7 protein-coding genes are annotated in these 13,042 nt (G+C 41.2%); 3 read left to right on the top strand and 4 right to left on the bottom strand.

What is annotated here, in order from left to right:
- Together V7K31_RS00630 and V7K31_RS00635 are read right to left on the bottom strand one after the other, a co-directional pair.
- On the bottom strand, window positions 1–3,950 hold a 3,950-nt coding region (locus V7K31_RS00630), incomplete at its 3' end, for an nSTAND1 domain-containing NTPase (RefSeq protein WP_442941177.1).
- Between the two features lie 204 nt (window positions 3,951–4,154).
- Complete coding sequence (locus V7K31_RS00635) at window positions 4,155–5,504, bottom strand: ATP-binding protein (RefSeq protein WP_335091988.1); 1,350 nt, start codon at window positions 5,502–5,504, stop codon at window positions 4,155–4,157.
- A gap of 377 nt (window positions 5,505–5,881) precedes the next feature.
- On the opposite strand from V7K31_RS00635, the gene mgtE reads away from it, so the two are divergent.
- On the top strand, window positions 5,882–7,234 hold the full coding sequence (gene mgtE / locus V7K31_RS00640) for a magnesium transporter (protein WP_335091989.1): 1,353 nt from the start codon (window positions 5,882–5,884) through the stop codon (window positions 7,232–7,234).
- A 421-nt stretch (window positions 7,235–7,655) separates the two neighbouring features.
- On the opposite strand, the gene V7K31_RS00645 is transcribed toward mgtE, so the two are convergent.
- On the bottom strand, window positions 7,656–9,245 hold the full coding sequence (locus V7K31_RS00645; RefSeq protein ID WP_335091990.1) for an SDR family NAD(P)-dependent oxidoreductase: 1,590 nt from the start codon (window positions 9,243–9,245) through the stop codon (window positions 7,656–7,658).
- A gap of 473 nt (window positions 9,246–9,718) precedes the next feature.
- On the opposite strand from V7K31_RS00645, the gene V7K31_RS00650 reads away from it, so the two are divergent.
- Both V7K31_RS00650 and V7K31_RS00655 read left to right on the top strand, forming a co-directional pair.
- Window positions 9,719–10,732, top strand: a complete 1,014-nt coding sequence (locus V7K31_RS00650) for an aspartate carbamoyltransferase catalytic subunit (RefSeq protein ID WP_335091991.1) — start codon at window positions 9,719–9,721, stop codon at window positions 10,730–10,732.
- Window positions 10,733–10,912: 180 nt separating this feature from the next.
- Window positions 10,913–11,353 carry a pentapeptide repeat-containing protein gene (locus V7K31_RS00655; RefSeq protein WP_335091992.1) on the top strand — a complete coding sequence of 147 codons (441 nt, stop codon included), beginning with the start codon at window positions 10,913–10,915 and terminating at the stop codon, window positions 11,351–11,353.
- A 298-nt stretch (window positions 11,354–11,651) separates the two neighbouring features.
- Here the strand turns inward: V7K31_RS00655 and V7K31_RS00660 are convergent, their stop codons facing one another.
- Window positions 11,652–12,992, bottom strand: a complete 1,341-nt coding sequence (locus V7K31_RS00660; RefSeq protein WP_335091993.1) for a TldD/PmbA family protein — start codon at window positions 12,990–12,992, stop codon at window positions 11,652–11,654.
- Window positions 12,993–13,042 lie beyond the last annotated feature (50 nt).

Below are 13,042 nucleotides of genomic sequence, written 5' to 3' on the forward strand. Positions count from 1 at the left end.
ACATTCCAGATTTTGATGGTGTTATCATCACTTGCAGAAGCTAACTGTTGTCCATTGGGGCTGTAGGCGACGCTATTGACCTTACTGCTATGACCAGTCAGGGTTTTGAGGAGTTGACCACTGCTGACATTCCAGATTTTGATGGTGTTATCATCACTTGCAGAAGCTAACTGTTGTCCATTGGGGCTGTAGGCGACGCTATTGACCTTACTGCTATGACCTTCTAAAGTATTCACTTCGATCGCACGGTTTTCTTTCTTCTCCTTTGGCTTTAAGTAAACCGCTTGCCGTAAAGTTGCTACAGTTTGCATTCGGGTATCGCTTCTGTGCTGTGCCCAAATTGTATGCTTGAGTTTGTTACTTGCTTTTAAGGCTGCGATTAAGGCATCTGGATGTTGTCCTGAGACAAGAAACGCTTCTGAAGAATTATTCACGGCGTTAATTTCATTAGTTTCGGCTTGTATTAGCAATAAAAATGCTACCCCCACCTGTATAGCCACGACTAAACCTGCGGCTACAGAACCAAAAATGCTGCGTTTGAGAAAACGATCAAATTTTACCTCACCGAGTTTTCTTTGTTCTCGTTCCTTTTCCAGTTCCAACATCACCTGCTTTAACTTCGGTTCCTGTTGCTGGCGGATAAACGTGGCTAAATAGTCATGTACCAGTTGATAACGGTCAGCCGGGTTTTCTGGTAGCAAAACCACCAAGCCCGATTGGACAACAATTTCTACAATCAAATCTAATTTGCTGATATCAAAAGCTTTATCCCCCCTAGCTTCTGATCCCCCCGCCTGGGTTGACCCCCTTAAAAAAGGAGTAAAAGAAACTAAGCCCCCCTTAAAAAGGGAGGTTGGGGGGATCTCCGAGAGATGAAAACTACTAACCGAGAAGTACTCCAGTAAATCGCGTTCCAACTCAGCGCGAGTCTTTAACGGGCGAGTTCCTTTTTCATCCGTCAGCAAATACAGTAATATATTTGCTGCTTGCTGATTCTCAACACCGCAATCATTAACAACTTCATCCAAATAACGCTTAACCAATTCGTCTTTAGTGCCTAGCTGCTGATATTCTGCCAGAGTTGTAATATTCTCCGTTTGCAGTTGCGCCCCCACAACCTGCAACTCAATAGGACGAACTTCGCCCAATTCCCCGGCTAAATCTTGCACCAGTTGTTCAACTAAAGCATCCTCTAAGCGAAAACTAGTATTTTCAGTTAAACGCTGAATAATTGACTTCGCATCAGCAGGTGAGAAATTCCCCAACTTGTAAAGCACATTATTACTGAGAATGTCATTGCCAATAATCTTCAGGCTGGGCAAATCATTGCACTCTAGCAAGTAATGGATGTAATCCACCCGCAGCGATAAGATAACTTTTACCGATAGAACATTCAGACATTCTCCCAGAAACTCAAAGAATTGCTTCCTTTGTGCAGGTTCCGTGTAAACAAAGAAAAATTCCTCAAATTGATCAAAAATTAACACCGTCCGCAGGTTACATTGTTCGTTTTCGCGTAGTTGAGTAATTAAGGACTTTGTAGAGACGCGATTCATCGCGTCTGCACTAGGAAATGAAGAAGACGCGGCGAGTAAAGAATGGGGATTTTGAGTATCCGAGGTGGATGCATCCAGTTCAAAGGTGGATGAACGGAGTTCCGAGGTGGATGCATCCAGTTCAAAGGGAGATGAACGGAGTTCCGAGGTGGATGCATCCGGTTCAAAGGTGGATGAACGGAGTTCCGAGGTGGATGCATCCAGTTCAAAGGTGGATGAACGGAGTTCCGAGGTGGATGCATCCGGTTCAAAGGTGGATGAACGGAGTTCCGAGGTGGATGCATCCAGTTCAAAGGTGGATGAACGAGATTCTAACTCCCCCTTGTCACCTTGTCCCCTTATCCCCCCATCCCCGTGATCCCCCTCATATCCCCCATTTCCCAAAAGCCTCCCCAACTCTTCCACCCAGTTAGTATAAACCCGCATTACCACCGGCAAATAATCTTGAATACCGATCGCTTTATCTTTTAAAGCTGGTACCAGTCCCGCATTCACCAGGGAACTTTTGCCTACACCCGATTGCCCATGAATTACTATCAGCTTATAATCAGGGCGACCCATGCGTTCAATTAAATGTTCTACATCCAATAGGCGACCAGATGCAGCAATTTCTGGGGCAATATTTCCTTGTGGAGAGTTTGAGCGCAATCTCTCTACAAATGCCTGTTTTGTAGCTTCTAACCTACCCGCACCAATAAAAGCCCGCAAACCGAATTGCTGTTCAATAGAACGCCGTTGCTGTTTGATTTTGTATGCTTTGAGATATTCTTTTTGCTCAAAGTAAAGCTGCTGCAAAAACCTGAGAATATCCAAATAAAGCCTGACATCTTCTAGGGGATTACCCACATCTCTAGCAGTTTCTAAGCTGAGAGTTGCCTCCTGAGTTTGACCTAAATAATATTGAGAACGACCTAAAATAAATTGATATAAGCTCAAATCTTTTGATTCTAAAACCCTTTCAGGAATATCAGCTAAACCCCCTGATATATTCGCTGATTGCAGATTGGGAATCGCGGCAAAAACTTTCAAGGCTTCCTGAACAAACTGATTTGCTTTAACCCAGTTTTTTTGAGCCAAAGCCACTTCAGCTAAAAAACCGTAATCCTTGGCTAATTCCCTAAGCTGGTTGTTAGTTTGATGTATTACTAAAGCTTGTTCTGAAAGACTCTGCAACGTTTCCCATTTTTGCAAGTCTCGCAAGATATCACCGAATTTAACTACTGCATTGGCGATTAAATCTTCCTGACTTTTCACTGAATATGGAAAACCTCTCTCCTTGCAGGAGAGAGGCTTTGAATTCTCCCCATTCCCTAGTAGGGAAGGGGGCTGGGGGGTTAGGTTTTGCGCCACATTACCTGAAAAGTCAATTAAATCTGGAAAACCTCTCTCCAAACCTCTCTCCTGCAAGGAGAGAGGCTTTGAATTCTCCCCCTTCCCTAGTAGGGAAGGGGGTTGGGGGGTTAGGTTTTGCGCCACATTACCTGAAAAGTCAATTAAATCTGGACTTTGAAACTGGGTAATAAAATTTATATACTCTTGAACATAATGCCAAGTTGCTTGCCAATCTGGATGATTGATATCTTGATGTTTAAAAGCTTTGAGATAACAGCAAAAGCCAATCTCACCGAGGATTTTTGCCTGCCGTTCTAAATTATTATTTTGCTGCCAAAGCTCTAAAGCTTTGTGATAATGCTGTAGCGCCGAATCTTTTTGATTATTTATCTGTTTGACAAAACCTAATAAAGATTCTAAATTAGCTTGAATTTCTAAATTATAAACATCGGGGTTTTTGAGTAAATCTCTTTGCGCTGCCTCTAACTCATTTTCCTGTTTGATATATTCATCTACGCTCAAATTTAAATTATTACTAAACCATTGATTAGCCGTTTCGCTGATAAAATCTACCAATTCCTGTGTTGATATGGCAAAATTTCTTGTAGTTGCCCAACTTTCCAAGTCTGGCGCAAACTGTATTAGTTGCTTGTAGATTTCATCGTCAATCCATATCACCAAGGGAAAAGCAAAATTCTTGCGAAACTCTTCCCGCACCTGATTAGCAGAAGTTAACATTACAGACAAATTCTGCACTGACTCTAAACCGACAACCATTACACAGGCTGGTATTTCTTCGCCGAATTCTGACTGAATCGCAGTATAAAGAGTCCTGTGAGATTGCTGCACCGCCAAGACACGAATTTCGACTTGACAAATTTCCCGCAATTTTTGGATGAGGCGATCGCGCAAGCTAGCATAATTACACCGTGCCAAAATCAGCTTAAACTGTCCCACAGAGGATTCGATCGCCCAAGCTAATTGTGCCACGGAGCGTAGGTGTAGCCCGTCGTAGACATCGCTGTTTAGATGGTCATCTTCTGGTGGTTGCTGTGGACTCATAGAGCTAATATGCTTTTGAGGTGCGAATTTTTACCATATATTTTGACGTTGAGTTAACATATCCCACCTTGCACTCAAGTGCAAGGCTAATAGCTAAAGTCCACTGAAGTGGACTGGAGGCAATTATTAGTCCTCTTGAGAGGACTTTAGCTATTAGCCTGGGATTTTAATCCCTGGCGGGTGAGTAGGTAAGCGAAAGATACTTCATTGCAACTCACTCGCCTCAGCCAAAATGGGATTAACATCAAACCAAGACTCGCCACCATCCCGATATTCAAAAACAAAGCGACTGCGAATCAGTTTTTGATATCCTTGGTCATCACTCACTTTTTTCCTTTCCTTGACATGACGTAACAATTGCCACTCTTTATCAGAAATCGGCAATATTATTTCATTCCGTCGAGAACGAATAACTTGCTCTAAGGTTTCACGGGTTAGGGGAAGACTCATTTCTTCCATAATCCAGGTATTCAGCAGCCTCAGCACGTCCCGCACATGACCACCGCTCATTTTACATAACCGCTCTAGACTAGCAGCACTATCAAAAATCTCGGTAACTTTATTTAAACGTTCCTCTGGTGTCAAATCAGGAAATGCTCTCGCTAATACCATCTGCTGCATGAGTGCCATTCCCTCTAGATGAACACTGCCATCAGTCCTTTGTACAGGTACCATTGGCAACACCTTGGGATCTTCTGGGAAACGCTGAGTCAGCATTCCGTAATCATTGGAAAACTTCAAAGCCAAGGGCATGGTGTAGATTAGATGACAATTAAGCCTTGTCAAAAACTCACCCTGATCGACAAATAAATATTCCTGCTGCGGACGACCCCAAGGTTTGGCACGATTATCTATGCGGTCAAGATTATCGACAATTACCACCAGACCATTTTTACCCTGCTGTTTAAGTTTAGCGATCGCAGGTTCTAATAATTCTTGATTAATCGCTTCTAGCAGTTTAGTTTTTTGCGGTGCCAAATACTGATTAAGTCTTTCTCGCAGGGTTGAGTCATTTTTTATCTTGGTAGTGATTTCACCAATGCCCACAGACAGAGACAACTTTTCTTTTTCAGAGGTGACACCAAAATCGCCGACATTTGGAACCTTAACTTTGACCCCCGTCACCTCAGAGTTTAAGACCTTCCAAGCACCTTGGAGCAACTCATTAAACTTGTTGGGTGTTTCCAATGTAATTTTATCCAGACTTTGACTCACACGACGAGCGATCGCCAGCAGCACATCAGCAATATCGACATCAGTCATTTCCAAGTCTTCACTGGACTCAAAATAGACGACATGGAAGCCTAACTTTTCCAGTTCCGCCTGTAACCGTAATAATTCTGTCGATTTTCCACAACCAATATGCCCAGTAAATAAAGTGCAAGTGGGTTCATTGGGCTTAAAAAAAGTAATCTTCTGCTTCAGCTTGCCAAGAATATCACCACCTCGTACCGAGGAAAAATCTATGTAATACTTGCCATCAGAGCTATTATTGACAAACAGAGTTCTGCTCGGATCGCTAGCCTGATAAAATTCCCGTAAATCTATGTGCATAACCTGGTAGTGCAATTATCTCAACATATCCTTGTTTAAAAGGATAAAGTTATTTACATCTTCGCATCTCAATATTTCGGAGAATTTTCGCTTTTGCTGCCTTAAAGGTGAGTAAACGGTATTTTTAGGTAAATTCAATTATTAAACGAGGTAATGAAAAGTTTGGTTTACCACCATGTCCAAGCGACTAAAACTCTTAGTATCTATTAGGAGAGGGCTATTTCAGGTTAGGATGATGACTAGCGATGCCTTGAATTAGATATCGATATTGAATTGTTGAAATTTTATGGACCATAGTCCACCAGATGGCAGTATCAACCTCCTCTGATCTGGCGAGGAAGTCTCCCAGCGCGGGGGGGACTTAGGAGATATATCTCATGCTCACACAGGATATTCGGGATTTACTGACTGATACTACCGATTTAAACCAGTTGAAATGGGATTTAAATCGCTTACAACCTGTGGATGTGGGAGAATACATTACACAATTACCTGAAAAACAACGGGCGATCGCATTCCGTTTACTCAACAAAGCTCAGGCAATTGATGTATTTGAATATCTGCCTACAGAGGTGCAGGAAGAACTAATTAATTCTCTGCATGATGTGCAAGTAGTGCAACTTGTAGAAGCGATGAGTCCCGACGAACGGGCAGAATTGTTTGATGAACTACCTGCTGGGGTAATCAAACGGCTATTACAGGAACTGAGTCCAGAAGAAAGGCAAGCAACAGCAACGATTCTCGGCTATCCAGAAGGCACTGCTGGGCGGGTGATGACAACCGAATATGTCCGGTTGCGGGAAGGATTGACTGTAGGTGAAGCCCTAAGCAAAATCCGCCGTCAGGACCAAGACAAGGAAACAATTTACTACGCCTACGTCACAGATGACAATCGGACGCTGGTGAGAGTAGTTTCACTGCGCCAGTTATTGTTTACCTTTCCCGATGTTTCCATCGGCGATATTGCTAGCGATCGCGTCATTAAGGTGACAACTGAAACTCCTCAAGAAGAAGTGGCGCGAATCATGCAGCGCTATGACTTAATCGCTATCCCCGTGGTTGACCGAGAAGACCGATTGGTAGGCATTGTCACCATTGATGATGTCATGGATATTTTGGAAGAGGAAGCCACAGAAGATATTCAAAAACTGGCGGGTGTGAGTGGTGATGAAACAGCTTTGTCCTCTCCTCTACTCACCATCCGCAACCGCTTGCCTTGGCTATTAGGCATCATGGCCTTGTATATTGGTGCAGCCAGTGCGATCGCGCCTTTTCAATCTGTAATTGCCGCAGTGCCAGTTTTAGCAGTGATCATGCCAATATTTTCTAACACTGGTGGTACTGTTGGTATTCAATCATTAACGGTAACAATCCGCAGCTTAGGGGTGGGCGAGGTAACACCCAAAGATACCTTGAAAATTCTCCGCAAAGAACTTCTAGCAGGTTTAGCCACAGCTGTAGTTTTAGCCACAACAATGATCCTGCTTTCCTTAATTTGGGCGCGACCCCAAGAGCGATGGGTGGCTTTAATTGCTGGAATGGTAATGGCAACTAATACAATTGTGGCTGTTACACTCGGTACTTTACTGCCAATGGGTTTGAAACGACTGAAGCTTGACCCGGCTTTGGTTAGTGGTCCGTTAGTGACTACAATGCTAGATACAATTGGGTTTTTAACGTTCCTCACCCTGATTTCTCTAGCATTGAATGTTTTTCATTTACCAAGTTAATAGACATCTCCGAAAATAACGTAGGCACAATTTATGAATTGTGCCTACCAAGAATTTTGGGTAACGCATAATTAATTTCTGGAGATGTCTAATCAGCTCAATACTTCGGACAGAATTAACTATGGTCAAATCGCTAAAATACGTCCTATAGCCTAACCACGCAAAGGCTTTGATTGTTTTCGGATATGTATAATGGCTAAAGTCTTTTTAATTCAAGGAAATTTAGTTTAAGTAAGTGGGTCAAATTAAATATAAAACCTCACCCTGCCTCCGGCTTCCCTCTGGGATGCTTTGGAGAGGGATTGAGGGTGAGGTTTGATCTTATATTTAATTACGCCTACCTACTTGCTTTTTAACTAACCTTACACAGAGTTTACATAGTAACAGGTATTGGGAAATATCTAGGAATTAATCAGATCAACTATTTTTGTGATTGCAAAATTACAGGCTTCTGAGAATTAGAAGTATAACGTGGTAAAACTTTTACCTCTGGCTGAGTCAATCGTAGCGTTAAAGAAAGTCGGACTTTGCCGCTATTATTACGTACTGAACGATGTAATAGTCTATTAGTAAATAGTACAAATTCACCAGGACGTAACACTACAGGAATAGCTTTTTTTGCGACTTCATCAGTGATTTCAAAAAATTGATTACCACTAAAAGGATCGGTTCCTTTTATCTGGCAATTTTTTAAGTAAATATTAGGTATATACTCAAATCCGTTATATTCATTAACTTCTGTTAAAGCTATATAAGCATTGATAGTTTCACCATCTCCTTTCAGCACTTTAGGATAAGAGTCTTGATGCCAAAAAGGAATTAATTGCTGTGCGGGATAATTTACCCACAATTCTGATCGCCATAATACTAAATTTTCTCCTAAATGAGCATTAAGCCTTTCTAATAAATTTTTATCTTGACATAATTGCAAAATTACAGGTGAATCTAAATGTCTTTCCATGTAAAAAGATTTAGTAAACACTTGAAGCAATATAATGAACAATGACCCAATATCAAATCTAATAAATGATTTAATTACCTGTTTTAATAATATTTTTATTGGTAATTTTCTTAAAACTTCATCAAAAATATATTGGGTAATATCAGCTATTTCATTACTGGTTAAAAGGAGAGAGTTTGGCCCCCAAATTTCATCAGCACCATCATAATTAATTTTTTTTGTATTCTGCTGTTGCTTGCAACCAGCCCATAATAAACTACGTTCCCATAATTGCTCTGATAATTCTTGATTTTGTGCTACTTTCGATAATAGAATTTCTTGAGTGTGACTATCTAAAAATTTTCCACTAATATTTTGATAATCTGGGGAAGTAGCACAAACAAGGGTACTATATGCTCCGGCTTCCGAGGAAATACCTAAACCTAAATATTTACTGAGACGATGCCATATAGTAATATTTGATTGCACAAAGCCTGGATGTATTGCGTTAACAGTGACTTGAGAATTATTTAATCGCTGAGAAAGTTCTCTTGTTAAAAGCAATAAAGAGAGTTTAGAAACGGCATATAATTTTATAAAATTTAACGGTGTTCTTTTAACTAATAAATTCCAGTCAATACCACTTGGAGATAAGGCTAAATCTGACGCTAACATAATAATGCGACTTGGGGCAGATTTATGCAATTTTTCTAGTAATAAATAAGTGAGCAAAAAATGGCCTAAATAGTTAGTTCCCCAAATCAGTTCAAAACCTTCTTTGGTTGTGCCTCTGCTGTTGAATATACCTGCATTGTTGACTAATATATGTAATGGTAAATTGTTGTCATTAAATAGTTTTACACAGTTACGAACTGAATCTAAAGAAGCTAAATCAAGAGGTAAAAATGTCACATTTTGATTTCCGGTAGTTTGGCGGATGTAGTCTATAGCTTTTGCGGCTTTAGTTGCCGAACGACAGGCAATAAATACATGATTGCCTAATTTGGCTAAACCCACAGCCGTCATTAAACCTACACCAGAGTTACCACCTGTAACCAGACACACTTGCATAATTTACACTCTCTCAGCATTTATTTCCAACCAATTGCCAGATTTTTTGTTGGCTAGCTTATTAGTCAGTATTATAGCAACGGACAGGAAGCTTAGAACAACGATAAATTCACAATGTATCCTCCGTAACATCAGTTTGCCTATGTTTAACCAGTTGCTCAGAGTAAGTTGTTTGAAATGTTAGCTGGATTTCCGCCGTGCTGTACTAGTCCTTTGTGAATACAAATGACTAATGAGCAATGACAAAATAATATAGCAATCCGATTTGATTTCTGAAATTATTTGCGTAGGCTGGGAGTGGGGAGTAGGGAAGAAGCCTCTTTGAGTTGTACTGAGTTTTTTCACGGAATCAAATATGAGTCCTATAGATATCTAATTTGATAGAAGACAGGTGATATCATTTCGTATGCATATGTAAATTAAAAAGCTGTAGAGACGCGATCGCTCTCTATGCAGTAAACTGATTACTATTTATGCCTACTAACAGCTGGAATCGTCATCACATTCTCTCCCTAGCTGACTTCACGACCACCGAATATGATACAGTTTTGCAAACTGCGGCCTCTTTTCAAGAGGTGCTATCACGGCGGACGAAGAAAGTGCCAACCTTGCAGGGACAGGTGGTGGCGAATTTATTTTTTGAACCCTCTACCCGAACTCGTAGCAGTTTTGAAATCGCTGCCAAACGCTTAAGTGCAGATACGCTGAACTTCGCCGCAGCCACTTCTTCTATGACTAAGGGAGAGACAATTCTCGACACGGCGAAAACCTATTTGGCCATGGGAACTGATATTATGGTAGTCCGCCATCGAGAGGCGGGAGTACCAAATGCGATCGCATCTGAAATGGATCGTCTCGGTGTAAAAGTTAGTGTCCTCAATGCTGGTGATGGTCAACATGAGCATCCTTCCCAAGCATTGCTAGATTTATTTACCATTTGTACTCTAATTGACCCAGATCACCCCCGACTGGATCTTTTAAAGGGTAAAAAGATTGCCATTGTTGGCGATATTCTCCATTCTCGTGTGGCGCGATCGAATATTTGGAGTTTAATTGCCAGTGGTGCCGAAGTGCATCTGGCAGCACCACCCACCCTCTTACCCAAATTATTTGCCGAATACATCTCTGATGAGATAGAAATCACGAGCTATTCTCCGACTCCCCAACTATTTCTCCACTGGCAACTAGAACCAGCTTTACAAGATGCTGATTTTGTGATGACTTTGCGCCTACAAAAGGAACGCATGACGGCTCATTTACTGCCAAGTTTGCGAGAATATCATCAGTTATTTGGCATTACACGCACAAAGTTGCAACTTTGTAAACCTAACGTCAAAGTTTTACATCCAGGCCCAGTTAACCGTGGTGTTGAAATTAGTTCTGAATTGATGGATGACCCGGAATTTAGTCTCATTCAATCGCAAGTTACCAGTGGTGTAGCCGTTCGGATGGCGCTGCTGTACCTATTAGGTAGCGGTAAGGCTTAATATAATCTCTTTTAATATTAGTTCCATCGGACTACCTTACGGAAGAATACCTAATCTCATAGAAATTATATATTCCTCCGATCGCATGAGGACAGAATTCTGTAATCTTGGCACACTGGTATCGTAGAAGTTAAGAATTTAATGACTTCTAGATGACTTCTAGAAGTGTCGGAGGTAAATATGAAACGAATCTTTTTGACGGCAGCAGCCATACTCAGCACCCTATCTTTAGCTGCTCCCCTTTCCGTCAAAGCCGAAAACTCCGCCCCCGTCCGGCGTTTGCTGGAAACTAGAGAATGTTTGGGATGTAATTTAGCAGGTGCAAACCTCAAAGGCGCTCATCTGATAGGTGTTGACCTGAGAAATGCAAATTTAAAAGGAGCTAATCTCGAAGGTGCTAACTTAGAAGGTGCCGATTTAACTGGTGCTAATTTGAAGTCTGCTAATCTCACAAAAGCATTCGTCAGCGATACTATCTTAAATAATGCCAATCTCACCAACGTTAATTTGAGTAATTCCCGTTTATATAATACTGACGTAGATGGCGCAGTTTTGGCTAATATTGATTTAAGCGGCGCTCATGTATTTAATACTGCCATTAGCATCGGTGGTGAATACTAATGGTGAGTTAAGAGTTATAGCGTTTGCTAACCATATAAGGTACATCATAGCCCCCTCTCGAAGAGCGGGGAGCAGGGTGGATTAATTGTGTACAGAGAAAATTTGGAATCCCCGTAACCTCGTCAGTCTGCTAACAGGGTAACTCGATTCATGAACGGAAGAATAAGGGTTTCAATTTTTCTAGGATGACAATTAATCCACCCTGCCTCTCGAAGAGCGGGGAGGGGGTTGCGGGTGGGGTTCTTAGGGTTTAAAAAGTAATCAAGCGGACATGATATAACTCTGCACTTGGTAAGTTTTATTCACCAGTAATCGACAGTTCATTAACCCAGATTTTCGGGCATACTCCCCCTGGCGTTAACTCCGCTTCTTTCTCTACATAAATAATTGACTTTAAGAGTTCCAAGAAATCGCCAGCAACAGTTGCTGACTCAATACTCGTCCTGACACCCTTGTTAACTAGCCAACCATCAAACGGCAAAGAAAACGAACCTTGCAAGGATTTAACTCCAGCATGGAGAGCCTGTAAATCATCGATAAAAATCACATTTTCAGCAGTTTCTAAGCTAAACTCCTGCTCAGGAGTTGCTGTTGTAAAAACGTGATAAAAATTGGGACTGACGCTGACTTTTGCACCAATACTGGCATTACCTGTTGGCTGGGCATTTAACCTTTTAGCAGTGCCTGCACTGTGCAGAAAGCTTGTTAAAACACCATTTTCAATCAGCGAAATCTGACGAGTCGGAGTTCCTTCACCATCAAAAGTTTCTGCACCAACGTTAGCTGGGTGCAGTGCATCATCAAAAACTGAAAGCAGAGGCGAAGCAATTTGCTTACCTAAATCATCAGCAGTAGATAGACTTTGATTGTCCAAAATACTTTGGGCATTGAACAAGTTAGAAAAAGCACCCAACAGACTTAAGAAAGCTTCCGCAGAGAAAACAACTCGATATTTACCAGTTTTGATTTTTTCATAATTCAAGTGACTGATAGTTTTATCGGCGGTTTCTTTGATGCAACCATTGATGTCTAAATTGTTTAAACTTTGGTTGATTCTAAAAGCGCCTGCACTACGCGGTTTTTTTCCTTCTTCCTCAGTTTTGCTGTAAAGATAAACTGATGCTAAGGAGTGAGATTCAGTTCTCACTGCACCGTCGCTATTGAGATAAAACCTGTCAATATCTCTTTGCGATAAACCATTATAAGGCACACCTTTAATTGCTGGATGAGCTGCGAGTAATTCTTTTTCAGCTACCAATAATCTTTCTATGAGTTCAGCAACAGGTGCTTGGGGTGTCTTATCTTGAGGTTTATTTGGAATAGGAACAGTAGCTTCGGGACTAAAATCAGGAACGTTTTCCTTAACACCAAAGAAACTAGCTTCGTATGCAGTTTTCAAAGCTAATTCCAATCCCTTGGAATCTACATCTGTGGTGCTGGTGACACCCATTGTATTATCTTCATTCCAGACACGAACAGTAACACCAGAGCGATTTGAGGCTTTGACTTGTTTTTGCTCACCTTGGTCTACTTGCACGCTAGTATCATCTACTGTTGAGCCATAAATGTCGAATTTCTTAATACCAAGCTTATCAGCATTGTCCTTAGCAGAATTTGCAATCTCATTGATATTCGGCATAGTCAATTTTAGATTTAGGATTTTAGATTTTGGATTGGAAGCGATTCCAT

Source organism: Nostoc sp. (genome assembly GCF_036917675.1).
Taxonomy (GTDB): Bacteria; Cyanobacteriota; Cyanobacteriia; order Cyanobacteriales; family Nostocaceae; genus Nostoc.

What these genes read in the sequence shown, in the direction of transcription:
- V7K31_RS00635 (WP_335091988.1), bottom strand. Translation starts at nt 5,504, where the DNA reads ATGCACATAGATTTACGGGAATTTTATCAGGCTAGCGATCCGAGCAGA.
- mgtE (WP_335091989.1), top strand. Translation starts at nt 5,882, where the DNA reads ATGCTCACACAGGATATTCGGGATTTACTGACTGATACTACCGATTTA.
- V7K31_RS00660 (WP_335091993.1), bottom strand. Translation starts at nt 12,992, where the DNA reads ATGCCGAATATCAATGAGATTGCAAATTCTGCTAAGGACAATGCTGAT.
- V7K31_RS00655 (WP_335091992.1), top strand. Translation starts at nt 10,913, where the DNA reads ATGAAACGAATCTTTTTGACGGCAGCAGCCATACTCAGCACCCTATCT.
- V7K31_RS00645 (WP_335091990.1), bottom strand. Translation starts at nt 9,245, where the DNA reads ATGCAAGTGTGTCTGGTTACAGGTGGTAACTCTGGTGTAGGTTTAATG.
- V7K31_RS00650 (WP_335091991.1), top strand. Translation starts at nt 9,719, where the DNA reads ATGCCTACTAACAGCTGGAATCGTCATCACATTCTCTCCCTAGCTGAC.